A 26,159-nucleotide genomic window follows, 5' to 3' on the forward strand; every position below is an offset into this window, starting at 1 on the left:
TTTTTCAAATTTATGATATATTTTTACATAAACGCGTTAAAGAGCTGAAGGGAGAGACACATATGCGTTATTTGACAGCAGGGGAGTCGCACGGGCCGCAACTGACGGCGATTTTGGAAGGAGTGCCGGCGGGGCTGGAGCTGCGTGCCGAGCACATTAATAAAGAGCTGGCGCGCCGGCAAAAAGGGTATGGGCGCGGCCGGCGCATGCAAATTGAAAAAGACGAGGTGAAAATCGTCGGCGGCGTCCGCCATGGCAAAACGCTCGGCTCGCCGATTGCGCTCGTTGTTGAGAACCGCGATTTTCAACATTGGCAAACGATTATGGCTGTTGAGCCGATTGATGATGAGAGCGAAGTCAAGCGGAAAGTAACGCGTCCGCGCCCGGGCCATGCTGATTTAAACGGCGCCTTGAAGTATGGGCATCGCGATATGCGCAACGTGCTCGAGCGCTCATCCGCAAGGGAAACGACTGTGCGTGTAGCTGCCGGGGCGGTGGCGAAACGCCTCCTGGAAGAGGTCGGCATCCGCGTCGCCGGGCACGTGCTGGAAATCGGCGGTGTGCGCGCCGAAAACCTCGATTACCGCTCGCTTGAAGAATTGCAAGAAGTGACGGAAGCATCCCCGGTGCGCTGCTTTGACTCGGAAGCCGGGCAAAAAATGATGGAAGCGATCGATTTGGCGAAGAAAAACGGCGATTCGATCGGCGGCATCGTCGAAGTGATCGTCGAAGGCGTCCCGGCCGGAGTTGGCAGTTATGTTCATTACGACCGGAAGCTCGATGCGAAAATCGCTGCCGCCATCGTCAGCATTAACGCTTTTAAAGGCGTCGAGTTCGGCATCGGGTTTGAGGCGGCGCGCCGCCCGGGAAGCGAAGTGCATGACGAAATCATTTGGAGTCCGGAACAAGGATTTTCGCGCCGGACGAACCGAGCCGGCGGCTTTGAAGGCGGGATGACGACCGGGATGCCAATCGTTGTGCGCGGGGTGATGAAGCCGATTCCGACGTTGTACAAGCCGCTTCAAAGTGTCGATATCGATACGAAAGAGCCGTTTACGGCGAGCATTGAGCGCTCGGACAGCTGCGCTGTGCCGGCGGCGAGCGTCGTCGCCGAGGCGGTCGTCGCCTGGGAAGTGGCGGCGGCGATCGTCGAGCAGTTCGGTCAAGACCGGATCGATCTGATCAAAGAAAACATTGAGCGCGCCCGCCGCTATGCAAGGGAGTTTTAACGATGATCGAACGGACGATCGAAACGGCGACGAAACGATACCCGCTCCTGCTGGGCGATGGGGCGGCGCGCGCATTGCCGCGCCTGCTCCGGGCGCTTGCCTGCCCGCCGGGAACCAAGTTGTTTATCATTACTGACGATGCGGTGGCGCCCCTTTATTTGGATGAGGTGCGCGCCATGCTTGCCGCCGCTGAGTATGACGTCTACGCTTATATCATCCCGAGCGGGGAGGCGGCCAAGTCGTTTGACAACTATTACGCCTGCCAAACGGCGGCGCTTCAGTGCGGCTTAGACCGCCGCTCGGTCATGATCGCGCTTGGCGGCGGCGTCGTCGGCGATTTAGCCGGATTCGTCGCGGCCACTTATATGCGCGGCATCCGCTACATTCAAATGCCGACGACGCTTTTGGCTCATGACAGCGCCGTCGGCGGCAAAGTGGCAATCAATCATCCGCTTGGCAAAAATATGATCGGCGCCTTCCACCAGCCGGAAGCGGTTGTGTATGATACGGCCTTTTTGCGCACATTGCCTGAGCGCGAGCTTCGCTCAGGGTTCGCTGAGGTGATCAAGCATGCGCTCATCCGCGACTGCCGCTTTTACGAATGGCTGCGCGCGGAAGTGAAGACGCTCGCCGATTTGCGCGGCGAAACGCTCGCCTATTGTATTGAAAAGGGCATCGATATTAAGGCGTCCGTCGTACGTGAAGATGAAAAAGAAACCGGGGTGCGCGCCCATTTAAATTTCGGCCATACGCTCGGCCATGCGCTTGAAAGCGAACTCGGCTACGGCACGCTTACGCACGGCGAGGCGGTCGCGCTCGGCATGCTGTTTGCGGTGTTTGTCAGCGAACGGCTTTACGGCCGCTCGTTTGCCGAGCACCGTTTCGCCGAATGGTTTGCCGGATACGGTTTTCCGGTATCGCTGCCGGCAGCGGTGGAGGCCGACCGATTGCTCGAGAAAATGAAAGGCGACAAAAAAGCGTACGCCGGGACGGTGCGCATGGTGCTCTTGCGCGAGATCGGCGACGTCGAAGTCGTGGAATTAGAAGATGACAAGCTGCTCGCCTGGCTGGGCGAGTTCGCCGGACAGGGGGGAGGACGATGATTCGAGGCATTCGCGGAGCGATTACCGTTGAACGAAATGAGGCCGAAGAAATCGTGGCCGCAACCGAAACGCTGCTTCGGGAAATGATCCGAGCGAACGGGGTTGTCGCCGATGACGTTTCGTTTGTGCTTATTTCTGTCACCGACGACATCACGGCCGCGTTTCCGGCGCAGGCGCTGCGCCGGATTGACGGCTGGACGTACGTGCCGGTCATGTGCACAAGGGAAATTCCGGTGCCCGGCTCATTGCCGCGGTGCATCCGCGTCATGATGACGGTGGCGACGGAGAAAAAGCAAGATGAAATTTGCCATGTGTACTTAAAGGATGCGGCCGTGCTGCGCCCGGATTTGTCATTGACAAAAAAAACAGAAATGTAATATAGTTAAAATAACTTCTTTGCCCGCCGAATGGCGGGCTGTCAAAAGAAGCGGAGCGAGAGTTGAGAACGAGTGTAGGGTAGATGAGAATGAGCGAGTTTAGCTGAGGTGAGCGTTTGTTTTCTATTCGCTGACATCTGCCCAAAGACGGTCGTCTTTGGGCGTTTTCTTTCCCCTTTTTTCTTTTCGCCTCATAAACCCTCATTCTCCGCCCGCCGATCATGAAGGGAGGAGAAGGGATGTCCACTGAGAGGCTGGCCGCTTTTTTGGCGGATGCCAACAAGTTTCGCACCATCCCGATCGTGCGCAAATTTTTAGCCGATGTCATTGAACCGCTTAGAGTATTTAGCAATTTGCGCGATGAAGCGGTGTTTCTGCTCGAAAGCAAAGACGATGAATCGCCGTGGGCGCGCTATTCGTTTATCGGCGTCGCGCCGTTTTTAACGCTCGAAAGTGAAACAGGCGAGATGTTTTCCGTGAAAGATGAAAACGGAAACGAACAGGCTGCGGTGCCAACGTTGAAAGAGGCGTTTCAATGGGCCGAGCGGGCGCTCGCTGTCCGGCCGTTGGCCGAAGCGGTGCCGTTTACAGGCGGTGCGGTTGGATTTTTAGGGTACGATTTCATTTCCGCCATCGAAAACGTGCCGCGCCACGAAAATCGCGACCTAGCCATGAAAGCCGGCTATTTCGTATTTTGTGAATCGCTGTTTGCTTTTGACCATCAAAGGCGGGAGCTGTTGCTCATTCACTACATCCGTTTAGACGGCAGCGAGACAGAAGATGAGAAAATCGAGAAGTATCGCGCTGCCGAGCAGCGCATCGCCGTGTTGGCAGCGAAAGCGGCGCACGTCCGTACCGAGCAGCCGCTGCTGCCGGCAGAGGGCGAAACGGGGCGTACCGTTTCGTTTGCCGACACTACATCCAATTATGAAAAAGAACAGTTTTTGCGCGACGTGGAAACGGTCAAACAGTATATTGCGGCCGGCGATGTGTTTCAAGCTGTCTTGTCGCAGCGCTTTTGCGTGCCGGTTCGCGCGGGCGGTTTTGTCGTTTATCGGCTGCTCCGCCACATCAATCCGTCGCCGTACATGTTTTATTTTCGGCTGGATGATATGGAAATTGTCGGGAGCTCGCCGGAAAAGCTGATCCAAGTGCGCCATCGGCGCGTGGAAATCGATCCGATCGCCGGAACGAGACGGCGCGGGCGCTCGCCGGAAGAGGATGCGAGGCTCGCCGATGAGCTGTACAACGACCCGAAGGAGCGGGCCGAGCATTATATGCTCGTTGACCTGGCGCGCAACGATATCGGCCGGGTGGCGAAATACGGAACGGTCAAAGCACCGGTCTTGATGGAAATCGGCAAGTTTTCCCACGTGATGCACCTCATTTCGAAAGTCGTCGGCGAGCTGAATGACGATGTCCACCCGATCGATGCGCTGCTTGCCGCCTTCCCGGCTGGGACGGTGAGCGGTGCGCCGAAAGTGCGGGCGATGCAAATTTTGCAAGAGCTCGAGCCGACAGCCCGCGGATTGTACGCCGGAGCGATCGCCTACATCGGCTTTGACGGCAATATCGACTCGTGCATCGCCATCCGGACGGCGGTCATCAAAGAGGGGTATGCATATGTACAGGCCGGCGCCGGCATCGTCGCCGACTCCGTCCCGGAACTTGAGTGGAAAGAAACGCGCAATAAAGCAAGCGCCTTACTGAACGCCATTGAACAAGCGGAACGACTATTTGCCAAAGGGGAGAGGATCGTATGTTAAAGCAGCTGCTTTCCAAATGTGCGGAAGGAAAAACGTTAGGAGAAGAAGAAGCATATGAAGCGATGGCTGCCGTCATGGACGGGGCGGCGACAGACAGCCAAATCGCGAGTTTGTTGTCGATGCTGCGTCTGCGCGGGGAGACGGTCGATGAATTGGCCGGGTTTGTGCGGGCGATGCGCGACCGGATGACGGCGATTGATGCCGGTGACGATGTGATCGACACGTGCGGCACAGGCGGGGACGGAGCGGCGACGTTTAACGTTTCAACAGCAGCGGCCATCGTTATTTCTTCGCTTGGCGTCAAAGTGGCCAAACACGGCAACCGCGCTGTTTCATCAAAAAGCGGCAGCGCGGACGTGCTCGAGCGGCTTGGCATCGATATTCAATCATCGCCGGACGCCGCCAAGCAGGCATTGGAAACGAAAGGGTTAACGTTTTTGTTCGCCCCCTTGTACCACGCGGCCATGAAACATGCCGCCGGGCCGCGGAAGGAAATCGGCTTCCGCACCGTTTTTAACTTGATCGGCCCGCTCGCCAACCCGACGCGCTGCAAGCGGCAAGTCATCGGCGTCTATTCGACCCGCTACGCCGAGAAACTGGCGGAGACGATGCGCCGCCTCGGTTCGGAGCACGTGCTGTTTGTCACCGGCCGCGACGGGCTCGACGAGTGCAGCATCGCCGCCGAAACCGATGTTGTTGAGCTGAAAGATGGAGCGATCCGCCGCTTTGTTATCACCCCGGAACAAGTCGGCTTGCCGCGTGGCGAGCTCGCCGAGGTACAAGTGAGCGATCCGGAAGAAAGCGCTGCGTTGCTTGAAGCGGTCATGATCGCGTCGGCGCCGGAGAGCGCCATCAACATCGTCGCGCTGAACGCCGGCGTCGCCTTGTACGCCGCCGGCAAGACGGAAACGATCGCCGATGGGGTAGCGATGGCGAAAGACGCCATTTTGTCCAACGCTGCTTACAGACAGCTGCAACGCCTGCGTGTAAAGGAAGTGGTCCACGATGCTTGAACAAATTTTAGCGACAAAACGTGAGGAACTTGAGGCGTTGACGTTGCCGGAACCGCTGCCGGAGCCAAAGCGCCGTCCGTTCGCCGCGGCGCTCCGCCGGCCGCGGCGGGCGCTCGGGTTAATCGCTGAAGTGAAAAAAGCGTCTCCGTCTAAAGGCGTCATCCGCCCGGATTTTGATCCGGTCGCCGTCGCCAAAGCGTATGAGCGCGCGGGGGCGGATGCGATCAGCGTGCTGACGGATGAGCGCTATTTCCAAGGGCACCGCCGCTATTTGCAGGCGGTGAAAGAGGCGATCGACATCCCGGTGCTGCGCAAAGATTTCATCATCGACCGCCGGCAAGTAGAAGAAAGCGCCCGGATCGGGGCGGATGCGATTTTATTGATCGGCGAAGCGCTGCCCCCGGAAACGCTCGAGACGCTCTATCACGAAGCGTACAGCATCGGACTCGAATGTTTAGTGGAAGTGCACGCGAAAGAGACGCTGGAGCGGATTTTGGACCGGTTTACGCCCGAAGTAGTCGGCATTAACAACCGCGATTTGCGTACGTTTGTGACGACGCTTGAGGCGACCAAAACGCTCGCGTCCCTCATTCCGCCGTCGTGCGTCATCGTCAGCGAAAGCGGGATCGGCTCCTACCGCGATGTGCAGGCGGTCCGTTCATACGGGGCGCAGGCGATGCTTGTCGGTGAGTCGCTCATGCGCCAAGCCGATGTCGAGCGGGCGGTCTACCGGCTGTTTGGAGAGGGTGACAGCGGTGGTCCGGCTTAAATATTGCGGCAACCGTTCGGCGGGCGATGTGCAAGCTGCGCTCGCGAGCGGGGCGGATTATCTCGGCTTTATTTTCGCTGCAAGCAGGCGGAACGTTTCACCTGAGGAGGTGAAACGATGGTTGGCGCCGGCGTCACTCGGCGATAAGCAGCTCGTTGGCGTCTTTGTCAACGCCTCTGTTGATCGGATCGCTGCTGTTGCCTTGCAGCTGCCGCTTCATGTCATCCAATGCCATGGCCGCGAGACGCCGGCTGAGCTGGCCGCTGTGAAAGAGGCGGCACAGCGCGCCGTTTGGAAGGCGATCCATCACGGCGATGGGGCGCTTGAGGCGATGAAGCAATACGCCGGGGTGGCTGACGGCTACGTTGTCGACAGCCGCGTCGCCGGCGCGTGGGGTGGAACAGGGGTCTCCTTTGACTGGGAGGCGGTGCCGCGCTATTTGGAAGAGGCCGCACGCCAAGGCGTGCCGTGCTTCATCGCCGGCGGCATCACCCCGGACAATGTCGAACGGCTGCTTGCCTATCGTCCCGACGGCATCGACATAAGCAGCGGCATTGAAACAGACGGGCGCAAAGACCCGGCCAAGATGAAGCAGATAGAAGAAAAAGTACAACAATATTTCAAATAGAAAAGGACGTGCAAAGATCGTTCGCGCCGATCCGGTATTGGAATGGGCGCAGGCGGATGCTTTTTCACACGAAATCCGTCATTTAATCTTGGGGAAAAAGAAGGTGGCTTTGATGATCGAACAGATTCCGAATGAACACGGGCGATTTGGCGATTTCGGCGGCAAGTTTGTCCCGGAGACGCTCATGCTTCCGCTTGAGGAAATTGAAGTGGAACTCGACAAAGCGCTTGCCGATGAGTCGTTCAAGCAAGAATATATCCGTATTTTGCAGCACTACTCCGGGCGGCCGACCCCGCTGACGTTCGCCCCCAATTTGACAAGGCAGGTTGGCGGCGCGAAAATGTATTTAAAGCGTGAAGATTTAAACCATACCGGCGCCCATAAAATCAACAACGCCATCGGCCAGGCGCTCTTGGCGAAACGGATGGGCAAGAAAAAGTTGATCGCCGAAACCGGCGCCGGGCAGCATGGGGTTGCAGCGGCAACGGTGGCTGCCCATTTCGGCATGGACTGCATCGTCTTTATGGGCGAGGAAGACATGAAACGGCAAGAACTGAACGTGTTTCGCATGAGGCTGTTAGGCGCCGAAGTCGTGCCGGTGTCAAGCGGCAATCGGACGTTAAAAGACGCGACGAACGAGGCGATTCGTTATTGGGTCGCCCATTGTGACGACCACTTTTATATGATCGGTTCGGTCGTCGGTCCGCACCCGTACCCGAAAATGGTGCGCGAGTTTCAGCGGATCATCGGTGATGAAGCGAAGGAACAGTTTCTCGCCCGCGAAGGGAAGCTGCCGGATGTGATTGTCGCCTGTGTCGGCGGCGGCAGCAACGCCATCGGCATGTTTTACCCGTTTTTGCAAGACGACGTTCGTCTCGTCGGCGTAGAAGCAGCCGGCAAAGGAATCGATACTCCGCACCATGCGGCGACGATTGCGAAAGGGACGAAAGGAGTCATCCACGGGGCGATGACATATTTGCTGCAAGATGAATACGGGCAAATCATTGAACCGTATTCGATTTCCGCCGGTCTCGATTACCCCGGCGTCGGTCCGGAACACGCGTATTTGGCGAGCATCGGCCGCGTCCGTTATGAGAGTGTGACCGATGAGGAAGCGGTCGCTGCATTTCAGCTGCTATCGCAAACCGAAGGCATCATTCCGGCCATCGAATCGGCCCATGCGGTGGCGAAAGCCGTCGAGCTGGCCCGCCGGATGGAGCCGGATGAGACGGTGCTCATTTGTCTGTCCGGCCGCGGCGATAAAGATGTGCAAGCGATGATGCGCCATCTTGGGATGAAAGAAGGTGAAGACGTTGCGTCTGCCCGCTAATCAACCGCTGTTTATTCCGTTTATCGTCGCCGGCGACCCGTCTGCCGACTTGACCGTCGACCTCGCTTTGGCGCTGCAAGACGCCGGCGCTGATGTATTGGAGCTTGGCGTGCCGTACTCTGACCCGCTCGCCGACGGGCCGACGATTCAGCGCGCCGCCGCCCGGGCGCTCGCCGGGCAAATGACGCTGCCGAAAGCCGTTCAGCTTGTCGCCGCAATGCGAAAAAAAGGTGTAAAAATTCCGATTATCATCTTTACGTATTATAATCCTGTGTTACAATTAGGAGAAGAATCCTTTTTTGCTTTAGCGCGAGAAAATGGCGCCAACGGCGTGCTCATTCCCGATTTGCCGTTTGAAGAGAGCGGCCCGCTCCGCGAGCTCGGTGAGCGGTTCGGCCTTCCGCTCATTTCGCTCGTCGCCCCGACGTCAAAGCAGCGAATCGAGCGGATCGCTTCCGCGGCTGAAGGGTTTTTGTACTGCGTCTCCTCGCTTGGCGTCACCGGTGTGCGCGAGACGCTGCCGGAGTCGCTTGGCGGCTTCTTGGGCGAAGTAAAACGGCATAGCCGCGTTCCGGTCGCTGTCGGGTTCGGCATTTCGACGCCGGAACAAGTGGCGATGCTCAAAGGCGTCTGCGATGGCGTCGTCGTCGGCAGCGCGCTCGTGCAAAAAGTGGAACAGCTGCTTGAGCGCCTGCAGACCCCGACGGAAAAGGAAGCGGCCATCGCCGAGTTTGCCGCCTACGCCCGCTCGCTCGCCGCGCCGCTTCACGCGCCGTGTTCTTCGCGCTAAAAGTTCCGATCTAAAGGAGTTGGCAATATCCATGCAAGTGAAGGAACAACTTCGGGGGCTTCCCCCGTACCAGCCGGGAAAATCGATCGAGGAAGTGAAGCGGGAATACGGCCTTTCCGATATTATTAAACTAGCTTCCAACGAAAATCCATACGGTTCGTCACCGGCGGCGAAATCTGCCATCGCCGCTGAGCTTGACCGCCTTGCCGTCTACCCGGATGGCTATGCCCGCGTGTTGCGCGAAAAAGCAGCTACCCATCTTGGCGTTAAGGAAACGCAGCTGTTGTTTGGCAACGGCTCGGATGAAGTCGTGCAAATGTTTTGCCGCGCCTTTTTAGAGCCGGGCACGAATACGGTGATGGCGGCGCCAACGTTTCCGCAATACCGCCATAACGCGGTCATCGAGCGGGCCGAAGTGCGCGAAGTGCCGCTTGCTGACGGGCGCCATGATTTAGAGGCGATGCTTAACGCCATCGACGGGAATACGCGCATCGTCTGGATTTGCAATCCGAACAACCCGACCGGCACGTATGTGAACGAAACGGAGTTGCGCGCCTTTTTGGATCGCGTGCCGCCGCACGTGCTTGTCGTCTTGGATGAAGCGTATTACGAATACGCAACGGCGGCTGATTATCCGCAAACGGTGCCGCTGTTACGGGAATATGAACAGCTTGTCATTATGCGCACGTTCTCGAAAGCGTACGGGCTTGCTGCGCTCCGCGTTGGCTACGGCATTGCCAGCGAGGCCATCATTCGCGCCGTCGAACCGGCGCGCGAGCCGTTTAATACGTCGACCGTCGCCCAAGCGGCCGCAGCGGCCGCGCTTGATGACCAGGCGTTCATCCGCGCCTGCGTCGAGCAAAACCGCGCCGAGCTTGAACGGTATTACCGCTTTTGCGAAGAACACGGCCTGAAGTATTACCCGTCGCAAACGAACTTTTTGTTCATCGACTTCGGCATAGACGGCAATGAAGTGTTTCAATATTTGCTCGAGCGGGGCATTATCGTCCGCTCCGGCAAGGCGCTCGGCTTGCCGACCGGCGTGCGCATCACCATCGGCACGAAAGAGCAGAATGACCGGGTGTTTGAAACGGTTTTGCACATGCTTCGCGAAAAACAGCTCGTCTGACCGGTTTGGCAACGAACCGGACAGGAAGGCCAGCCCGTTGCTTGCAGCAAGCAGCGGGCGCATTTTTACATAAAGAAGGTGGGTTGGGTTGGAAGGAAACGTGTTTATTGTCGGTCTCGGCTTGATCGGCGGATCGATTGCTTTAGCTGTTAAAAAGGCGCATCCTGAGGCAGTGATCATCGGCTATGACGTCAACGATCATCAGCTCGGTTTGGCGCGCTCGCTGAAAGTGATCGACGAAGCCGTCCATTCTGTAGAAGACGGGTTTAGGCAAGCGGATTTGATTGTTCTCGCCACTCCGGTCATGCAGACGGAAGCGCTGCTTTCGTCCATGCCGCTTGAGCGGCTGAAGCGCGGCGTCATCGTCACGGACGTCGGCAGCACGAAGCAGCGCATCGTTCAAGGCGCGCGCCGCCTGTTGGATCACGGCGTGGCGTTTATCGGCGGCCATCCGATGGCCGGGTCGCACAAAAGCGGTGTGGCTGCGGCGCGGGCGCATTTGTTTGAAAATGCCTTTTACGTTTTGACGCCAACAGACGGCGTGCCGCCACAGCAGGTCGAGAAGTTGAAACAATGGCTGTCCGGAACAAGAGCGCAGTTTGTCGTCTTAACGCCGGAAGAACATGACCGCATCACTGGGGTGATCAGCCATTTTCCGCACTTGATTGCGGCAAGCCTCGTCCATCAGGCGCGCGAGTATGAAAACGAAAACGCCCTCGTCAGCCGGCTGGCGGCCGGCGGTTTCCGCGATATTACCCGCATTGCGTCGAGCAATCCGGAAATGTGGCGCGACATTTTTATCCATAATAAGCGCGAGCTGCTCGCCCTTTTTGAGCGTTGGATCGCCGAAATGGAACGGCTCCGCTCGTTTGTCGAGGAAGAAAACAGCATCGCGATTTACCATTATTTTCTTGAAGCGAAACAGTTTCGCGACGGGCTGCCGGTGCGGACAAAGGGGGCGATTCCGTCGTTTTACGATTTGTATGTCGACGTGCCCGACTATCCGGGCGTCATTTCCGAGGTCACCGGCTATTTGGCCCAGGAAAAGATCAGCATTACAAACATCCGCATTATCGAGACGCGCGAGGAAATTTACGGGGTGCTCCGCCTCAGCTTCCAAAGCGAAGATGACCGGGCGCGGGCGAAAGCGTGCCTCGCCAAACATACGAACTATGCGACATATGAAGGGTAGCAACGAAAAACAGTGGAGGGATGTTGCATGCAGCTGCCAACGAACGTATCATCGCTTCGGGGAACGATTGAAGTGCCCGGCGACAAATCGATTTCCCATCGCGCTGTCATGCTCGGGGCGCTCGCTTCCGGACGGACGGTGATCGATCATTTTTTGCCTGGCGCAGATTGTTTAAGCACGATCGACTGCTTCCGCAAGCTCGGTGTCGACATTCGCCAAGACGGGATGAATGTCATTGTCGAAGGGGCGGGGCCCAGCGGACTTCGCGAGCCGGCCGCCGTGCTTGATGTCGGCAATTCCGGCACGACGGCGCGCCTTTTGCTCGGCATTTTGGCCGGTCAGCCGTTTCACGCTTGCCTTGTTGGCGACGAGTCGATTGCCAAACGGCCGATGGCGCGGGTGACGAAGCCGCTTCGCGAGATGGGAGCGCATATTGACGGGCGTGAGGGCGGCAATTATACGCCGCTTGCGGTCCGCGGCGGCGCGCTCCGCCCGCTCCGCTACAACTCGCCGGTGGCGAGCGCCCAAGTGAAGTCGGCCATTTTGCTCGCCGGTTTGTTTGCCGATGGCGCAACGTCCGTCACTGAGCCGCACCGTTCGCGCGACCATACAGAACGAATGATCCGGCTGTTTGGCGGTGAGGTGAACGTCGACGGCCCAACCGTCTCAATTGCCGGCCCGCAGTCCTTGCGCGGGACGCACATTTACGTTCCCGGCGATATTTCATCGGCCGCCTTTTTCCTCGTCGCCGGCGCCATTGTGCCGAACAGCGAAATTACGCTGAAAAACGTTGGCTTAAATCCGACGAGAACCGGGATTATCGATGTGCTCGAACAAATGGGAGCCGACATTGCGGTTGACCATGTCCGCAATGAGGAAACGGAGCCGATCGGCGATATCACGATTCGCACATCGGCGCTTCAAGCGGTCGAAATTGGCGGCGATCTCATTCCAAGGTTGATCGATGAAATTCCGATCATCGCCTTGCTGGCGACGCAGGCCGAAGGGACGACCGTCATTAAAGATGCCAGTGAGTTGAAAGTAAAAGAAACGAACCGAATCGATACGGTCGTCACGGAGCTGAAAAAATTTGGCGCCGATATTGAAGCGACCGATGACGGCATGGTCATTCGCGGCAAAACGGCGCTTTATGCCGACGCGATTGTCGTCGACAGCCATGGGGATCACCGGATCGGCATGATGCTCGCTATCGCCGCCTGCTGCGCGAAAGGAACGGTCCGCCTTGAGCGTCCGGAAGCGGTCGCGGTCTCCTATCCGGGCTTTTTTGCCGATCTTCGTTCTTTGCTGTAGCTGAAAAACGCCCCCGCCCCAAGCGGGCGGGTGGTTATATTTCGCTTTGTTCATTCATATGTTGTCAATAAGAGGAAAGGCTTTTCCATTCCTTTTGAAAGCGGATACATCTGTTGTGGGACGGCACGCTGTCGGGCGGCGAGCGGTTCGGTTGCTGAAACGGCCATTGTCGATTATGATTAATCATGTTCCCGCTGCAGCAGTACATAACTATTCAGACAGTGAGGGCGGATGTCCCCGCCCTAACTAGGAACGATCTGTCGCGATAAGAGAGGTTCACGGACATGACACGTGTTGAACAAATCATTCGTCTAGTAGAAAACGGAAATGTTGACAAAGCGTTGGCGCTCGTGCCGAAAGTAAAAAAATATGGAAGCGACGAAGAGAAATATGCGCTTGCGGACTGTTTGTACGCATGGGGGATGCCGGAGGAGGCAAAAGGGATGCTTGAGGAGCTTGCCGCCCGCTATCCGGACGATGGCGACATCCGCCTGTTTTTAGCCGAAGTGTATACGGAACTTGAGGCTGAAGACGAAGCGCTTGCCCTTTTAGCCGAGGTCGGGGAGGATGATCCGCAGTTTGTCCGGGCGTGCCTGCTCGCCGCCGATTTATACGAAATGCAAGGACTGACGGAAGTGAGCGAGCGAAAGCTGCGTCAGGCGTATAAAAAAGCGCCGGATGAGCCGATCGTCCAATTCGCCTTAGCGGAATTGTATTTTTCGCTCGGCGAATATGCAAAAAGCGTGCCGTTTTATGAACAAGTGCAAAAGAATGCGCGCGAGCTGGCCGGCGTCCTCGTGGTGGAGCGGCTGGCCGAGGCGCTCAGCCGCTCCGGGGAGTTTGAGGCGGCACTTCCATATTATGAGGAAGCGCTCAACGAAAAAACGGACAGCCGGACATTGTTCGCCTACGGATTCACAGCCTTGCAGGCCGGCTACACGCAAACGGCCATCGACAAGCTCAGCGCCTTAAAAGAGCTCGATCCGGATTACGCCCCCCTTTACTTATATTTGGCAAAAGCCTATGAGCAGGAAGGACAGCTCCGAAAAAGCTACGAAACGGTGCTCGAAGGGATGAAAATCGATGAGTGGAATAAAGAGCTCCGCCTTTATGCCGGCAAATTGGCATTAAAGCTGAACAAACCGGCCGAAGCGGAAGAGCAGCTGAAAAAGGCGCTCGAGATCGATGGCGGCTACATTGAGGCACTTACCGTTTTATCAGCGCTTTGGCTTCACGAGCAGCGCTATGACGACGTGGTGGCGCTTTTGGAACAGGCGATGGCTGACGGTGAATACGATCCGCAGTTTGAATGGGATTTAGGGCGCGCCAAACATCGGCTTGAGATGTATGGTGATGCATTAAATCATTACGCTGAGGCATATAATTTCTTTAAGAATAACGTCGATTTTCTCGAAGAGTACGGATATTTTCTCATCGAGGAAGGAAATCGGGCGGCAGCAAGAGAAATATTTCAACAAATCGTCGGTCTGGACCCGAGCCATACGGAGGCGGCCGAGATGCTGCTTGAGCTCGAGGAGTAGGGGAGACGCGGTGACCGAACCTCTTTCTTGGAAACCGATCGAGGGGGAAGCGCATGATGACGCACGTATCCGTCAATGAAAAAAAAGAGTTCATCCGTTGGTTTTTAAGCCATTATCAGTTGAAGCGACGCGAATGTGTGTGGATTTTAAATTATTTGATGAGCCATGATCAGCTGATGCAGAAGGTGCATTTTGTCGAGAACGCCCAATATTGCCCGCGCGGCATCGTCATGTCGACCCACTGCGTGGATGATGTGCCGTTCCGTTTTTACAAAGGGAATGTGATGACGACCGATGCGGAGAAATCGTTCCATGACATCCGCTTGAACCGCGACGAAGATATTTACATTCAACTCAATTTCCGCGCTTCTTTTCACTCGCCGCAATATGTTGCTGTGCTTGAGGAAAACCCGTACGCACCGAAGCAGGCGCAAGTAAGCGAAAACGACCAGCGCCTTGCCGAGCAATTTTTGGAACGGTCCATTTACGAGTTCCGGCGCGGGCGGCTGATGAAGCTGATCGACGAGGCGCTCGACCGCCACGATGAAGAGGCGTTTCGCCGGCTGACCGATGAATTAAACAAATTGTAACACCTTGCCCGCAGGCAAGGTTTTTCTTTTGCCGAAAAATATGGTATCGTGATAAGGAACGAACTTTATGGCAAAGGGGAGTAACGATGAAATGGACAAGCGGGGACGTCGCCACCTATGAAAAAGAGCGCGACTACATTGATACGGCACTCATTCCGCTTTTGCCGGTGGCCATCGGCCAAGGCGCGAGGCGGCTCGCTTCTGGAGGAGAGCTCGTCGGGCTCGTCGCCGCTGAGGTCGAGCGCCAGCTGAGGGGGCGCGTGTTTTTGTTGCCGCCATTTGTTTATTTTGCGGATGAAGGGCGGAGCCAGTTGCTAGAAAGGCTGACGAATTGGACAAACCGCCTCAGGCAGGAAGGGATGGACCATGTGTTTTATGTGACGTGCGATCGCGCGTGGCAAGAGGAGACGGAGGCCAGCCGCATTTGGCTCGTTCCGGCCGTTCCGCTCGAGAGCATGGGCGAGCCGTACAAGCATGAGCTCGTTCGCGAGCAGGCTGCTGAGCTTCTCCGCTTTTTTGTCAGCCGCTGGACGAAAGGATAGGCAAAGCAAAGTCTCGCGTTTTGCCGTTTTGTGATATTGACCTTGTCCAGCAATTGAGCTATCATTAGAATGTCCTAGTTTTCCATATGTGTTATACATACAACTGTCCGGTGTGGACTTGACTTTGCATAGAGGGGGGAAGACGATGAGCGACAACAAACATCGCGTAACGAGACGTCAATTTTTAAACTACACGCTGACCGGGGTCGGCGGCTTTATGGCAGCAGGAATGCTTATGCCGATGCTCCGCTTCGCCTTTGACCCGATCTTGAGAGAGACGGCGGGCACAGAGATGGTCGCGGTGGCGGACGTCAAAGAAATCACGACCGAACCGAAGCGCTTCGACTTTAAAGTGAAGGTGAAAGACGCTTGGTACGAGTCGGAAGAACCGAGATCAGCTTGGGTGTACAAGGATGAAAAAGGGGACATTATCGCCCTGTCACCGGTTTGTAAACACCTTGGCTGTACGGTCGACTGGAATACGGACAAAAACAATCCGAATCATTTCTTCTGTCCGTGCCACTACGGGCTTTATACGAAAGACGGCACGAACGTTCCGGGGACGCCGCCGCCAGCTCCGCTTGACCGCTACGAATTGGAAGTGAAAGACGGAAAGCTGTACTTAGGCAAGGCGAAACCACGAGGGGAGGCGTAATGCGTGTTAAACAAGCTGTATGACTGGGTCGATGAACGCTTAGATATTACGCCTTTATGGCGGGATATCGCCGATCACGAAGTTCCGGAGCACGTCAACCCGGCCCACCATTTTTCCGCCTTTGTCTATTGTTTCGGCGGGCTGACGTTTTTTGTCACGGTCATTCAAATCTTGTCGGGCATGTTTTTAACGATGTACTACGTCCCGGACATTAAAAACGCGTGGGAATCGGTTTATTACTTGCAAAACGAAGTGGCGTTCGGCCAAATCGTGCGCGGCATGCACCACTGGGGGGCAAGCTTAGTCATCGTCATGATGTTTTTACATACGCTGCGCGTCTTTTTCCAAGGGGCGTATAAAAAGCCGCGCGAGATGAACTGGATCGTCGGCGTATTGATCTTCATGGTCATGATGGGGCTTGGCTTTACCGGCTATTTATTGCCTTGGGATATGAAAGCGCTGTTTGCGACAAAAGTCGGTCTGCAAATCGCTGAAGCGACGCCGCTTATCGGACCGGCGATCAAAACGCTGTTGGCCGGGGATCCGGAAATTGTCGGCGCTCAAACGCTGGCGCGTTTCTTTGCGATTCACGTCTTCTTCTTGCCGGCGGCTTTGCTCGGCTTAATGGCAGCGCACTTTTTAATGATTCGCAGACAAGGCATTTCCGGTCCGCTATGATCGGTCGGCTGGACGTTCTGAGGCGATAGAAAAAAGGAGGGAATCACGCAATGCATCGCGGAAAAGGAATGAAATTTGTCGGCGATTCCCGTATTCCCGCGGTAAGAAAACCGAATATTCCGAAGGACTATTCAGAGTACCCCGGGAAAACGGAAGTGTTTTGGCCGAACTTCCTCTTGAAGGAATGGCTTGTCGGTTCGGTCTTTCTCGTCGGTTTTTTAAGCTTGACGGTCGCCCACCCGTCGCCGCTTGAGCGGATCGCCGACCCGACGGACACGACGTATATACCGCTGCCTGACTGGTATTTCTTGTTCTTATACCAATTGCTCAAATATTCGTATGCATCCGGTCCGTATACGGTCATCGGTGCGATCGTCATGCCGGGGCTGGCGTTTGCTGCTTTGCTGCTGGCGCCGTTTTTGGATCGCGGTCCGGAGCGCCGTCCGTGGAAGCGCCCGGTGGCAACCGGCATGATGTTGTTGGCGCTCGCTTCTATTGTTTATTTGACATGGGAAGCGGTCGTCACACACGACTGGAAAAAAGCAGCTGAGCAAGGGAAAATTCGTGCGGAAGTGGAAATTGATACGAACGCGGAAGGCTATAAAATCGCCCAAGCGAACACATGTATATCGTGTCACGGACAAAACTTGTCCGGCGGCGCCGGCCCGTCGCTCATCGGCACCGGCTTGACGCCGGAAGAGATCGCGAAGATCGCCAAAGAAGGGAAAGGCAGCATGCCAGGTGGCATTTTTAAAGGCACGGATGAAGAGCTGAAAAAAATGGCGGAATTCATCGCCGGCTTAAAAGCGGAATAATTCGTTCGGCACGGAAAAGCTGACTCGCGTTAGTCAGCTTTTTTCGTGCCAACATGAAACCGAGGCGAGGTGCAGATGATGGCATGGCTTTATGCGCTGTTGGCTTCCCGGCCGGTTGTTTGGCTGCTCTTGTTCGTCAACGCGGCCGGCACCATCTATGGATATTATTGGTATCGTTATCAACTTGCCGATACGCCGCCCGTCTTTTTGCCGTTTGTTCCCGACAGCCCGACGGCGAGCCTTTTTTTTCTTGTCGTCCTTGTGGCATGGCTTTTCGGCAGGTCGGCGCCGCTTTTTGAAGCGTTGGCTTTGGTGACGCTTGTTAAGTATGGAATTTGGGCGGTCGTTATGAATGTGCTCGTTTGGCGCGTCACCGGCACGCTCGATTGGGCCGGGTGGATGCTGATCGTTTCGCACGGGGCGATGGCGATCGAAGGAATGCTGTACGCCCGGTTTTATCGATTCCGCTTCCTTCACCTTATGCTGGCGGCCGTGTGGACGCTGCATAACGATGTCATCGACTACGTTTTTGGCATGATGCCGCGCTATAGTGTGCTGGCTGACTACGTCAACGAAATCGGCTATTTTACGTTTTGGTTGAGCATCGCATCGATTGCCGCTGCGTATCAGCTTGGCGTCCGCCTCCGGCGCCAGCCGCTTCTGCCGGGCGGCATGTCTTTCCGGCAGGCATCAGAGTAGAGCGTTGAACACAAGGAGGAACGTTGGGCGGCAGCTTTCTATTATAGATGCAACGAAGAAGTTTAACATATCCTTGACGGAAAAGCGGTTTGTCCATTTTCGACTGTCGAAGGCAAGCCACAGGCTTGCCTCCGTCACGCCAAGGCGTGACGGAAGACCGAACAACCGCCTGCCCTAAAGACCCATATATGGGTCTTTAAGCGGCGTTGTTCGGTCCCCCGACAGTCGATCAGATACTCGGTAAAAGCTGCAAATGGTAAAGCTTCGAATTGCATCTATCCTGAAAATACCCGAACTTCAAAATGTGCAAGGTTTCAGAGTTCGACATAGCGGCATTTTCATCCCTTCGATGGTGACGAAATCTTTTTGTCATGGGAGTCTATATAGCAGTTGCTTGGTCTACTCTTGTCCACTCCTTCATACATTGTAATAGTGAGTGAGGGAGGGACGATGATGAAACGAATCGGGCTGGCCATGTTGTTATCGCTCGCCTTTTTATGGCCAGCGCTCGTTGGCGCGGCCGGACAAACGGATGATTGGAAACAGCTTGACGACATTTCCGACGAAGCGCTGCAATTGGCGAAAAATGAGCGGTTTGCCGAGGCAAAAGAAGTGCTTCTTTATTTTTCCGAGCGGTTTTTTGCCCTTGGGGCGAGAGAACGGTTGAAATCGGCTGACGAGCTGAGAGCGGTGACGGTGACGCACGAGCAGGCCGTAAAGGCCATGACGGCATCGATTCCCGTGGAAGACAAAATCGCTGCTCTCGCGCAATTCCGTCTTGTCGTTGACGCCGTCCAATCGACGCACCAACCGCTTTGGACGGAGATGGAGCCGGCTGTCATGGAAGCGCTCGCCGCGATGGAAAAGGCGGCGGAACGCGGGGAGAGAGAGGCGTATGACGCTGCCCTTCGCCAGTTTATTGAGCGCTATACGTTAATTGAGCCGAGCTTGAAGATCGATGTGCCGCCAAAAGCGGCCAAAAAGGCCGACAGCCATCTTGAAGCGCTGCAGGCCGCCTCGTTTTGGCAGCTGGCCAAAAGCGAGCGACGCGAGCAGCTCGCCGCCGCTCGCCGCGATGTCGAAGCGCTGTTTGATGGAGTGAAAAAAGATGAAGCCGATCCGTCGCTCATTTGGGTGATGATTTCGACCGGCGGAGTGATCGTGTTGACGCTGACATACGTCGGCTGGCGGAAATACAAAGGGGAAAAAGAAGAAAAACGGGCGCGGCAGCCGGAAGAATAGGCGCCGCCTCGCCTTTGGAGGGGGGACGGGTTTCCCCCTCCTTTTTATTGTCCGGCTGAATGGCATTAGGTAAACCGGACATGCGCCGCCCGTGCGGGCATCGTTGGCAGCTATGGCTCAAGCGGCCGCTTTTGTTCATCAAGCGTAAACCCTTCTCCAAGCACATCGTGCACATCGGTGACCGCGACAAAGGCGTGCGGGTCGACGGACATAATGACGTTTTTTAAGCGCGGCAGCTCGTTTTTGGCGACGACGCAATATAAGACATCGCGGTCGCGCTTCGTATACGAACCGCGTCCTTTTAACACGGTGACGCCCCGTTCCATTTCTGTTAAAATGCGGTTGGCGATTTCTTCGCTTTGTTCAGAGATGATCGTCGCCCCTTTCGCTGCATAACCGCCTTCCTGCATAAAATCAATAACCCGCGCGGCGATAAAGACGGCGACTAACGTATACATCGCCTCGCGATACGAAAGGTAAAGAAGAAGAGACAGTGTAATGACGGCGGCATCAAAGGCAAACATCGTTTTGCCCATGCTGATGCTTTTATATTTATAGACGAGACGGGCGATAATGTCGACGCCCCCGGTCGTGCCGCCGTAGCGGAAAATGATGCCGAGGCCGACGCCGATGAAAACGCCGGCGAACAGCGCCGCGAGCGTCATATCATGCCGCAGCGGCATATGAATCATATAGCGTTGAAAAATGGATAAAAACATCGAAACAGCGACCGTGCCGAGTACGGTATAAAGAAACGTCTGGCGGCCGAGCAGCTTCCAGCCGATAAAAAAGAGCGGGATGTTAAGGGCCAGGTTGGTGATGGCCGGATCAAAACCGAACAAAAAATAAAGAAGAAGTGTAATGCCGGTAAAGCCGCCTTCTGCCAAATTGTTTTGCATATTGAAATGAACGAGCCCGAAGGCAAAAATAGCGGCGCCGAGCAAAATAAACAAACTGTTTTTCACCTTTAAGCCGAAAATCATATCGTCCCTCCGTCCGCAAAAATAGTCGGCGTCCTTAATTATAGAGGAACTTGTCTGCGCAGGCAATGATGGGCGAAAACGGACGGAATTGGCGGCCGACGAAAACATTTGTCAAATGCGCCGCTTTTCGCTAACATGGAAACAGGCGAGGTGATGGCCATGCAGGAGAAAACGATGAAGCAGATGCAACGCGAAGTGGACGAATATATCGGACAGTTTAAAGAAGGCTATTTCAGCCCGCTCGCCATGCTTGCGCGGTTGACGGAAGAGCTCGGCGAACTGGCGCGCGAGGTGAACCATTATTACGGGGAAAAGCCGAAAAAGGCGACGGAAAAAGAAAACACAGTGGAAGAAGAGCTGGGCGATCTGTTGTTTGTGCTCATTTGTTTCGCCAATTCGCTCGGCATTGATTTGCAGGCGGCGCACGACCGGGTGATGGACAAGTTCCGGACCCGCGACCGCGACCGCTGGACACGGAAGGAGGGTGCTGAATGACGATCCGCATCGTCATTGCCGGACCGCGCGGCCGCATGGGCCGCGAAGCGGTGGCGCTTGTGCAAAAAACCGAGCATTTTGAACTGGCCGCGGTCATTGACCGCCGCTATGACGGGCAACGTTTGGCTGACATCGGCGGGTTTGCCGGTGCCGACGCCCCGATTTATACCGATGCCGCCCGCTGTTTTGCCGAGGTGAAGCCGGATGTGCTCATCGATTTAACGACACCGGAAGTGGGAAAACGGCATGCGGAGCTGGCGCTGCGCCATGGCGTCCGCCCCGTCGTCGGCACGACCGGGTTTACGCCGGAAGAGATCGAGCGGCTGACCGAGCTGGCCGAGGAAAAAGAGCTCGGCGCCATCATCGCGCCCAACTTTGCTGTCGGCGCGGTGTTGATGATGAAGTTTGCCCGCATGGCGGCAAAATATTTCACTGATGTGGAAATTATCGAACTGCATCATGACCAAAAGCTTGACGCTCCATCCGGAACGGCGCTGAAAACGGCGCAGCTCATCGCTGAAGTGCGCCCATCGAAAAAACAAGGCCATCCGGATGAAAAAGAAACGCTCGCGGGCGCGCGCGGCGCCGCGTACGACGGCATTCCGATCCATAGCGTCCGTCTGCCGGGGTTTGTCGCCCATCAGGAAGTCATTTTCGGCGGCGATGGACAGACGCTGACGATCCGCCACGATTCGCTTGACCGCCGCTCATTCATGTCCGGCGTGAAGCTGGCGGTGGAAACGGTCATGCATTTACATACGCTCGTCTACGGGCTTGAACATATTTTAGAATAGCGCGGACTGCGCAAACGGGGGAGAGAACAAGATGAAAATCGCGTTAATTGCCCATGACGAAAAAAAGGCGGAGATGGTCGCGTTTGCGACCGCCTACGCGCCTGTTTTGGCAAACCATGAACTGTACGCCACCGGCACGACCGGCTTGCGCATTCAGGAGGCGACCGGCCTCGCCGTCCACCGCTTCCAGTCCGGACCGTACGGGGGCGATCAGGAAATCGGAGCGATGATCGCCCGCAACGAGATGGACCTCGTCATTTTTTTCCGCGACCCGCTCACCGCCCAGCCGCATGAACCGGACATCAGCGCCCTCATGCGCCTTTGCGACGTCTATGCGGTGCCGCTCGCGACGAACATCGGGACGGCGGAGCTGCTCATTCGCGGGTTGGAGCGCGGCGATTTGGCATGGCGCAACATCGTCCGCGGCCGGGCGAAAAGCGGGGAGGAAGAGGAAACAGAAAGGTGACAGCGATGGTGGAAACATGTGATCTATTGGCGTTTGGCGCCCATCCGGATGATGTCGAAATCGGCATGGGGGGGACGATTGCCAAATATGTGCGGCGCGGGTATCGCGCTGTCATTTGCGATTTGACGAAGGCGGAGCTGTCGTCCAACGGAACGGTCGATGAACGGCAGAAAGAGGCGGCCGAAGCGGCTCGCCGGCTTGGCGTATCGGAACGGCTGAATCTCGAACTCCCCGACCGCGGCCTTTCTGTTGAAGAGGAGGCGATTCGCCGCATCGTTGCAGTCATTCGCCGCTATCGGCCGCGGGTTGTATTCGCTCCGTACTGGGAGGACCGCCATCCGGATCACGGGCAATGCGCCCGCCTTGTCGAGGAGGCGGTCTTTTCCGCCGGCATCCGCCGTTACGGTGCGGGGGAGCTTGGTGACGCCCACCGCGTCCGCTCGGTGTATTACTATATGATCAATGCCTTTTGCCGCCCGCATGTTCTTATCGATATTAGCGAAACGGTGCATGACAAGCTGGCGAGCTTGCGCGCCTATGAAAGCCAGTTTGAAAAGCGGCCCGGATCGGTTGAGACGCCGCTGACAAACAACTACATTGAGATGATCGAAAGCCGCGAGCGCTGGTTCGGCCAGCAAATCGGCGCGGCATATGCCGAAGGGTTTTTGACAAAAACACCGATTCATCTTTTCGACTTATTTGAGGGAGCGCGATGAAGCTGAAAATAGGAATTGTCTGTTATCCGACGGTCGGAGGCTCAGGAGTCGTCGCCACCGAGCTTGGCAAACTGCTTGCCGAAAAAGGGCATGAGATTCATTTTATTTCGTCAAGCATGCCGTTTCGGCTGAACAAAGTATACGGAAACATTTATTACCATGAAGTGAGCGTCAATCAATACTCTGTCTTTCAATACCCGCCGTATGATTTGGCGTTGGCAAGCAAAATCGCCGAGGTGGCGAAGCGGGAACAGCTTGATGTGCTTCATGCCCATTACGCCGTGCCGCACGCTGTCTGCGCCGCGCTGGCGCGCCAAATGGTCGGCGAACTGCCGATCGTCACGACGCTGCACGGCACCGACATCACGGTGTTGGGCTACGACCCGTCGCTTTCCGATATGATTAAGTTCGGCATCGAGCAGTCCGACATCGTCACGGCGGTGTCTAACGCCCTCGTCCGGCAGACGTACGAGCTTCTTGAGGTGCAAAAGCCGATCCACACGGTTTACAACTTTGTTGACGAACGCGTCTACCGCCGCCGGGAGGCAAGCCATTTGCGGCGGGAGTACGGCATCGGTGAAACGGACAACGTCATCATTCACGTTTCTAATTTCCGGAAAGTGAAGCGCGTGCCCGATGTGGTGCGCGCGTTTGCCATCGTGCGCCGGCACGTGCCGGCCAAGCTCTTGCTTGTCGGCGACGGCCCGGAAATGACCGTCGTCTGCCGGCTCGTCAAAGAGCTCGGACTTAGCGGCGACGTCCGGTTTTTAGGAAAACAGGACAAGCTTGAAGAGCTGTATTCGATCAGCGATGTGATGATGCTACTGTCGGAAAAAGAAAGTTTCGGGCTTGTCCTGCTCGAGGCGATGGCGTGCGGCGTCCCGTGCATCGGTACGGCGATCGGTGGCATCCCGGAAGTGATTGAAGACGGAAAAAGCGGCTTTTTATGTGCGCTTGGCGATGTCGAGGAAGCGGCTCAAAAAGCGCTCGCGCTGCTGACCGACCGCCGCCTGCATGACGAAATGGCAAAAGAGGCGGTGCAAACCGTTCATCGAAAGTTCTGCTCGTCCGATATCGTCGGGCAGTATGAACAGCTGTATGCTTCACTGGCGGCAAGGAAGGTGAGAGGATGAAACCGCCGTTCCAACAGGCGCTTGGCATCGTCCGGCAGCTGAAGCGGCATGGCCATGAGGCGTATTTTGTCGGCGGCGCGGTGCGCGACTTGCTGCTTGGGCGCCCGATCGGCGACGTCGACATTGCGACGAGCGCCTTGCCGGATGAAGTGATGGCGATTTTCCCGAAAACGATCGATGTCGGTTCAAGGCACGGCACGGTCGTCGTCGTGCACGAAGGAACGGCGTACGAAGTGACGACGTTCCGCACCGATGGCGACTATGAAGACCACCGCCGTCCTGAGTCGGTGACGTTCGTCCGCTCGCTTGAAGAAGACTTGAAGCGGCGCGATTTTACAATGAATGCGATCGCCATGGACGAGCACGGGACGGTCATTGACCCGTTCGGCGGGCAAGAGGCGATCGAAAAGCGGCTCATTTGCACCGTCGGAGAAGCGGACGCGCGGTTTCGGGAAGATGCGCTCCGCATGATGCGGGCCGTCCGTTTCGTCAGTCAACTTGGATTTTCGCTCGCTGTCGCTACGAAGCGGGCGATCATCGCCAACGCGCCGCTTCTCGCCCATATTTCGGTTGAGCGGATGACGATGGAGATGGAAAAGCTGCTTGCCGGCCCGTTTGCTGCCGAAGCGCTGCCGCTTTTGGCCGAAACAAGGCTGTCCGCCTACTTGCCGGGGCTGGCCGAAAAAGACGGGCAGCTGCGGCGGGCAGCTGCGTACCGCTGGCCGTGGCTCACATCGCGCGAAGAGCGGTGGGCGCTTTTGTGCCAGGCGCTTGGCATCACGGAAAGCCGGCCGTTTTTGCGCGCATGGAAGCTGCCGAACAAGGTGATCGATGAAGCTGGAGCCATATTGGCGGCGCTCGCTGCCGTCCCCGAACCGGCCGCGTGGACGAACGAGCAGCTGTTTTTGGCCGGCCTCAAGCGGGCGCTCTCGGTTGAAATGGTGCGCGCCGCGTTGATCGGAAAGCCGCCTGAGCCGCAGCATGAAACGCTGCGCCGCCGTTTTGCCGCCTTGCCGATCAAAACGAAAGGCGAGCTTGCGGTCAACGGAAAAGAGGTCATTGAATGGATCGGGAAACCGGCCGGCCCGTGGGTGAAAGAGACGCTGGACGCCATATGGCGGGCGGTTGTCAACGATGAAGTTGAAAACGAGAAGGAGCGGATTTACGCATGGCTCATGGAGCGCAGTCGGACACAAGAAAAAAACTGTTAGAACTGTTTGCCGAGGCAAACGGCGAGTTTCTGTCCGGACAAAAGATCAGCGAGCAGCTCGGCTGTTCGCGGGCGGCCGTATGGAAACATATCGAGGAGCTGCGCAAAGAAGGGTTTGAACTCGAAGCGGTGCGCCGCCTCGGCTACCGGATCGTGAGCACGCCCGATAAGGTGACGGCAAACGAAATCCAGCTTGGCTTGAAAACCGAAACGCTCGGCCATATGATCCATTTTTTTGAGGAAGTCGATTCGACGCAGCGCATCGCGGCGAAGCTGGCGTATGAAGGGGCGCCGGAAGGGACGCTTGTCGTCGCCGAAGAGCAGAAAGCCGGGCGCGGGCGCCTGGACCGGAAATGGTTTTCCCCGCAAGGAACCGGCATTTGGATGAGCCTGATTTTGCGGCCGCCCATCCCGCCGCAGCAGGCGCCGCAGTTGACGCTGCTCGTTGCCGTGGCGGTCAGCCAAGCCATTCAAGAAGTGACCGGGCTCGTTCCGGATATTAAATGGCCGAACGACATTTTGCTTCACGGCAAAAAATGCGCCGGCATTTTAACGGAGCTGCAGGCCGACCCCGACCGCGTCCGTTCGGTCATCATCGGCATCGGCATGAACGTGAACCAGACAAGCACGCAATTTCCGGAGGACATTCGCGCCATTGCCACATCGCTCGCCATTGAAAAAGGGGAGCGCATGAAGCGTGCGCCGCTCATTCAAGAAATTTTACTTCAGCTCGAGCGGTTATATAAGCAATATTTGGAGCACGGTTTCCGTCCGATTAAGCTTCTTTGGGAAGGGTACGCCGTTTCGATCGGCAAACCGGTGACGGCAAGGACGCTGGACGGGGTGATGCGCGGCATTGCCCGCGGCATTACCGATGATGGGCTGCTGATCCTTGAGGATGAGCAAAACCAACTCCATTATATTCATTCAGCGGATATTCAACTGTAAATTCCCACTAGAAAA

Annotated in this window: 28 protein-coding genes; 27 read left to right on the forward strand and 1 reads right to left on the reverse strand. The window is 56.4% G+C overall.

Going from position 1 to position 26,159, the window contains the following annotated elements:
* The first annotated feature begins 62 nt into the window (after window positions 1-62).
* From aroC to ypjB, 20 genes are all read left to right on the forward strand, one after another.
* A complete protein-coding gene (gene aroC / locus B9L21_RS04840) occupies window positions 63-1,229 on the forward strand; it encodes a chorismate synthase (RefSeq protein WP_063167315.1) in 1,167 nt (388 codons plus the stop codon).
* A 2-nt stretch (window positions 1,230-1,231) separates the two neighbouring features.
* Complete coding sequence (aroB, locus tag B9L21_RS04845) at window positions 1,232-2,332, forward strand: 3-dehydroquinate synthase (RefSeq protein WP_063165465.1); 1,101 nt, start codon at window positions 1,232-1,234, stop codon at window positions 2,330-2,332.
* On the forward strand, window positions 2,329-2,709 hold the full coding sequence (aroH, locus tag B9L21_RS04850) for a chorismate mutase (protein ID WP_063165466.1): 381 nt from the start codon (window positions 2,329-2,331) through the stop codon (window positions 2,707-2,709). The genes aroB and aroH overlap by 4 nt, the downstream gene beginning before the upstream one ends.
* A 239-nt stretch (window positions 2,710-2,948) precedes the next feature.
* Window positions 2,949-4,475 carry an anthranilate synthase component I gene (gene trpE, locus B9L21_RS04855; RefSeq protein ID WP_063165467.1) on the forward strand — a complete coding sequence of 509 codons (1,527 nt, stop codon included), beginning with the start codon at window positions 2,949-2,951 and terminating at the stop codon, window positions 4,473-4,475.
* Window positions 4,469-5,488, forward strand: a complete 1,020-nt coding sequence (gene trpD / locus B9L21_RS04860; RefSeq protein WP_063165468.1) for an anthranilate phosphoribosyltransferase — start codon at window positions 4,469-4,471, stop codon at window positions 5,486-5,488. Before trpE ends, trpD begins: the two co-directional genes overlap by 7 nt.
* Entirely contained in the window at window positions 5,481-6,257 is a 777-nt protein-coding gene (trpC, locus tag B9L21_RS04865) for an indole-3-glycerol phosphate synthase TrpC (RefSeq protein ID WP_063165469.1), read from the forward strand. Before trpD ends, trpC begins: the two co-directional genes overlap by 8 nt.
* Entirely contained in the window at window positions 6,244-6,885 is a 642-nt protein-coding gene (locus B9L21_RS04870) for a phosphoribosylanthranilate isomerase (RefSeq protein ID WP_082816530.1), read from the forward strand. The genes trpC and B9L21_RS04870 overlap by 14 nt, the downstream gene beginning before the upstream one ends.
* A 112-nt stretch (window positions 6,886-6,997) precedes the next feature.
* Window positions 6,998-8,215, forward strand: a complete 1,218-nt coding sequence (trpB, locus tag B9L21_RS04875) for a tryptophan synthase subunit beta (protein WP_063165471.1) — start codon at window positions 6,998-7,000, stop codon at window positions 8,213-8,215.
* Window positions 8,190-9,005 (forward strand): tryptophan synthase subunit alpha, encoded by an 816-nt coding sequence (gene trpA / locus B9L21_RS04880; protein ID WP_172796449.1) that lies wholly within the window; start codon window positions 8,190-8,192, stop codon window positions 9,003-9,005. The genes trpB and trpA overlap by 26 nt, the downstream gene beginning before the upstream one ends.
* Before the next feature lie 31 nt (window positions 9,006-9,036).
* A complete protein-coding gene (gene hisC, locus B9L21_RS04885) occupies window positions 9,037-10,134 on the forward strand; it encodes a histidinol-phosphate transaminase (RefSeq protein WP_063165473.1) in 1,098 nt (365 codons plus the stop codon).
* Between the two features lie 88 nt (window positions 10,135-10,222).
* Window positions 10,223-11,326, forward strand: a complete 1,104-nt coding sequence (locus B9L21_RS04890; RefSeq protein WP_063165474.1) for a prephenate dehydrogenase — start codon at window positions 10,223-10,225, stop codon at window positions 11,324-11,326.
* Between the two features lie 27 nt (window positions 11,327-11,353).
* Window positions 11,354-12,637 carry a 3-phosphoshikimate 1-carboxyvinyltransferase gene (aroA, locus tag B9L21_RS04895; protein ID WP_063165475.1) on the forward strand — a complete coding sequence of 428 codons (1,284 nt, stop codon included), beginning with the start codon at window positions 11,354-11,356 and terminating at the stop codon, window positions 12,635-12,637.
* Window positions 12,638-12,921: 284 nt separating this feature from the next.
* Entirely contained in the window at window positions 12,922-14,178 is a 1,257-nt protein-coding gene (locus tag B9L21_RS04900; protein ID WP_063165476.1) for a tetratricopeptide repeat protein, read from the forward strand.
* 56 nt (window positions 14,179-14,234) lie between these two features.
* A complete protein-coding gene (locus B9L21_RS04905) occupies window positions 14,235-14,768 on the forward strand; it encodes a ReoY family proteolytic degradation factor (protein ID WP_063167316.1) in 534 nt (177 codons plus the stop codon).
* An 86-nt stretch (window positions 14,769-14,854) separates the two neighbouring features.
* Window positions 14,855-15,310 carry a YpiF family protein gene (locus B9L21_RS04910; protein WP_063165477.1) on the forward strand — a complete coding sequence of 152 codons (456 nt, stop codon included), beginning with the start codon at window positions 14,855-14,857 and terminating at the stop codon, window positions 15,308-15,310.
* A 145-nt stretch (window positions 15,311-15,455) separates the two neighbouring features.
* Window positions 15,456-15,965: a menaquinol-cytochrome c reductase iron-sulfur subunit gene (qcrA, locus tag B9L21_RS04915; protein WP_063165478.1), complete on the forward strand. Its 510-nt coding sequence runs from the start codon at window positions 15,456-15,458 to the stop codon at window positions 15,963-15,965.
* A gap of 3 nt (window positions 15,966-15,968) precedes the next feature.
* Window positions 15,969-16,643 carry a menaquinol-cytochrome c reductase cytochrome b subunit gene (gene qcrB / locus B9L21_RS04920; RefSeq protein WP_020960305.1) on the forward strand — a complete coding sequence of 225 codons (675 nt, stop codon included), beginning with the start codon at window positions 15,969-15,971 and terminating at the stop codon, window positions 16,641-16,643.
* Window positions 16,644-16,693: 50 nt separating this feature from the next.
* Window positions 16,694-17,458, forward strand: coding sequence for a menaquinol-cytochrome c reductase cytochrome b/c subunit (locus B9L21_RS04925; protein ID WP_063165479.1), 765 nt, complete (start codon window positions 16,694-16,696; stop codon window positions 17,456-17,458).
* A gap of 78 nt (window positions 17,459-17,536) precedes the next feature.
* On the forward strand, window positions 17,537-18,157 hold the full coding sequence (locus B9L21_RS04930; protein ID WP_063167317.1) for a DUF1405 domain-containing protein: 621 nt from the start codon (window positions 17,537-17,539) through the stop codon (window positions 18,155-18,157).
* A 453-nt stretch (window positions 18,158-18,610) separates the two neighbouring features.
* A complete protein-coding gene (gene ypjB, locus B9L21_RS04935; protein ID WP_063165480.1) occupies window positions 18,611-19,399 on the forward strand; it encodes a sporulation protein YpjB in 789 nt (262 codons plus the stop codon).
* 110 nt (window positions 19,400-19,509) lie between these two features.
* Here the strand turns inward: ypjB and B9L21_RS04940 are convergent, their stop codons facing one another.
* Window positions 19,510-20,382, reverse strand: coding sequence for a YitT family protein (locus tag B9L21_RS04940; protein ID WP_063165481.1), 873 nt, complete (start codon window positions 20,380-20,382; stop codon window positions 19,510-19,512).
* Window positions 20,383-20,541: 159 nt separating this feature from the next.
* On the opposite strand from B9L21_RS04940, the gene B9L21_RS04945 reads away from it, so the two are divergent.
* From B9L21_RS04945 to B9L21_RS04975, 7 genes are read left to right on the forward strand one after another with little or no spacing between them, the layout of a single operon-like run.
* The gene (locus tag B9L21_RS04945; RefSeq protein WP_063165482.1) at window positions 20,542-20,877 is read left to right on the forward strand and encodes a nucleotide pyrophosphohydrolase; all 336 of its coding nucleotides are present in this window, start codon (window positions 20,542-20,544) and stop codon (window positions 20,875-20,877) included.
* Window positions 20,874-21,671 (forward strand): 4-hydroxy-tetrahydrodipicolinate reductase, encoded by a 798-nt coding sequence (dapB, locus tag B9L21_RS04950; protein ID WP_063165483.1) that lies wholly within the window; start codon window positions 20,874-20,876, stop codon window positions 21,669-21,671. Before B9L21_RS04945 ends, dapB begins: the two co-directional genes overlap by 4 nt.
* Window positions 21,672-21,702: 31 nt before the next feature.
* Window positions 21,703-22,137, forward strand: a complete 435-nt coding sequence (mgsA, locus tag B9L21_RS04955) for a methylglyoxal synthase (RefSeq protein ID WP_063165484.1) — start codon at window positions 21,703-21,705, stop codon at window positions 22,135-22,137.
* 5 nt (window positions 22,138-22,142) lie between these two features.
* On the forward strand, window positions 22,143-22,853 hold the full coding sequence (gene bshB1 / locus B9L21_RS04960) for a bacillithiol biosynthesis deacetylase BshB1 (RefSeq protein ID WP_063167318.1): 711 nt from the start codon (window positions 22,143-22,145) through the stop codon (window positions 22,851-22,853).
* A complete protein-coding gene (gene bshA, locus B9L21_RS04965; RefSeq protein ID WP_063165485.1) occupies window positions 22,850-23,986 on the forward strand; it encodes an N-acetyl-alpha-D-glucosaminyl L-malate synthase BshA in 1,137 nt (378 codons plus the stop codon). Before bshB1 ends, bshA begins: the two co-directional genes overlap by 4 nt.
* Window positions 23,983-25,197 (forward strand): CCA tRNA nucleotidyltransferase, encoded by a 1,215-nt coding sequence (locus tag B9L21_RS04970; RefSeq protein WP_063165486.1) that lies wholly within the window; start codon window positions 23,983-23,985, stop codon window positions 25,195-25,197. The genes bshA and B9L21_RS04970 overlap by 4 nt, the downstream gene beginning before the upstream one ends.
* Window positions 25,155-26,144 (forward strand): biotin--[acetyl-CoA-carboxylase] ligase, encoded by a 990-nt coding sequence (locus B9L21_RS04975; protein WP_063165487.1) that lies wholly within the window; start codon window positions 25,155-25,157, stop codon window positions 26,142-26,144. The genes B9L21_RS04970 and B9L21_RS04975 overlap by 43 nt, the downstream gene beginning before the upstream one ends.
* Window positions 26,145-26,159: the final 15 nt, after the last annotated feature.

The organism is Geobacillus uzenensis (assembly GCF_002217665.1).
In the GTDB taxonomy this organism is placed as follows: Bacteria; Bacillota; Bacilli; order Bacillales; family Anoxybacillaceae; genus Geobacillus; species Geobacillus subterraneus.

What these genes read in the sequence shown, in the direction of transcription:
- B9L21_RS04940 (WP_063165481.1), bottom strand. Translation starts at nt 20,382, where the DNA reads ATGATTTTCGGCTTAAAGGTGAAAAACAGTTTGTTTATTTTGCTCGGC.
- aroA (WP_063165475.1), top strand. Translation starts at nt 11,354, where the DNA reads ATGCAGCTGCCAACGAACGTATCATCGCTTCGGGGAACGATTGAAGTG.
- trpD (WP_063165468.1), top strand. Translation starts at nt 4,469, where the DNA reads ATGTTAAAGCAGCTGCTTTCCAAATGTGCGGAAGGAAAAACGTTAGGA.
- hisC (WP_063165473.1), top strand. Translation starts at nt 9,037, where the DNA reads ATGCAAGTGAAGGAACAACTTCGGGGGCTTCCCCCGTACCAGCCGGGA.
- trpE (WP_063165467.1), top strand. Translation starts at nt 2,949, where the DNA reads ATGTCCACTGAGAGGCTGGCCGCTTTTTTGGCGGATGCCAACAAGTTT.
- B9L21_RS04925 (WP_063165479.1), top strand. Translation starts at nt 16,694, where the DNA reads ATGCATCGCGGAAAAGGAATGAAATTTGTCGGCGATTCCCGTATTCCC.
- aroC (WP_063167315.1), top strand. Translation starts at nt 63, where the DNA reads ATGCGTTATTTGACAGCAGGGGAGTCGCACGGGCCGCAACTGACGGCG.
- B9L21_RS04930 (WP_063167317.1), top strand. Translation starts at nt 17,537, where the DNA reads ATGGCATGGCTTTATGCGCTGTTGGCTTCCCGGCCGGTTGTTTGGCTG.
- B9L21_RS04910 (WP_063165477.1), top strand. Translation starts at nt 14,855, where the DNA reads ATGAAATGGACAAGCGGGGACGTCGCCACCTATGAAAAAGAGCGCGAC.
- qcrA (WP_063165478.1), top strand. Translation starts at nt 15,456, where the DNA reads ATGAGCGACAACAAACATCGCGTAACGAGACGTCAATTTTTAAACTAC.
- trpB (WP_063165471.1), top strand. Translation starts at nt 6,998, where the DNA reads ATGATCGAACAGATTCCGAATGAACACGGGCGATTTGGCGATTTCGGC.
- bshB1 (WP_063167318.1), top strand. Translation starts at nt 22,143, where the DNA reads ATGGTGGAAACATGTGATCTATTGGCGTTTGGCGCCCATCCGGATGAT.
- ypjB (WP_063165480.1), top strand. Translation starts at nt 18,611, where the DNA reads ATGAAACGAATCGGGCTGGCCATGTTGTTATCGCTCGCCTTTTTATGG.
- dapB (WP_063165483.1), top strand. Translation starts at nt 20,874, where the DNA reads ATGACGATCCGCATCGTCATTGCCGGACCGCGCGGCCGCATGGGCCGC.
- bshA (WP_063165485.1), top strand. Translation starts at nt 22,850, where the DNA reads ATGAAGCTGAAAATAGGAATTGTCTGTTATCCGACGGTCGGAGGCTCA.
- B9L21_RS04900 (WP_063165476.1), top strand. Translation starts at nt 12,922, where the DNA reads ATGACACGTGTTGAACAAATCATTCGTCTAGTAGAAAACGGAAATGTT.
- B9L21_RS04945 (WP_063165482.1), top strand. Translation starts at nt 20,542, where the DNA reads ATGCAGGAGAAAACGATGAAGCAGATGCAACGCGAAGTGGACGAATAT.
- aroH (WP_063165466.1), top strand. Translation starts at nt 2,329, where the DNA reads ATGATTCGAGGCATTCGCGGAGCGATTACCGTTGAACGAAATGAGGCC.
- B9L21_RS04905 (WP_063167316.1), top strand. Translation starts at nt 14,235, where the DNA reads ATGACGCACGTATCCGTCAATGAAAAAAAAGAGTTCATCCGTTGGTTT.
- B9L21_RS04970 (WP_063165486.1), top strand. Translation starts at nt 23,983, where the DNA reads ATGAAACCGCCGTTCCAACAGGCGCTTGGCATCGTCCGGCAGCTGAAG.
- trpC (WP_063165469.1), top strand. Translation starts at nt 5,481, where the DNA reads ATGCTTGAACAAATTTTAGCGACAAAACGTGAGGAACTTGAGGCGTTG.
- aroB (WP_063165465.1), top strand. Translation starts at nt 1,232, where the DNA reads ATGATCGAACGGACGATCGAAACGGCGACGAAACGATACCCGCTCCTG.
- mgsA (WP_063165484.1), top strand. Translation starts at nt 21,703, where the DNA reads ATGAAAATCGCGTTAATTGCCCATGACGAAAAAAAGGCGGAGATGGTC.
- B9L21_RS04975 (WP_063165487.1), top strand. Translation starts at nt 25,155, where the DNA reads ATGGCTCATGGAGCGCAGTCGGACACAAGAAAAAAACTGTTAGAACTG.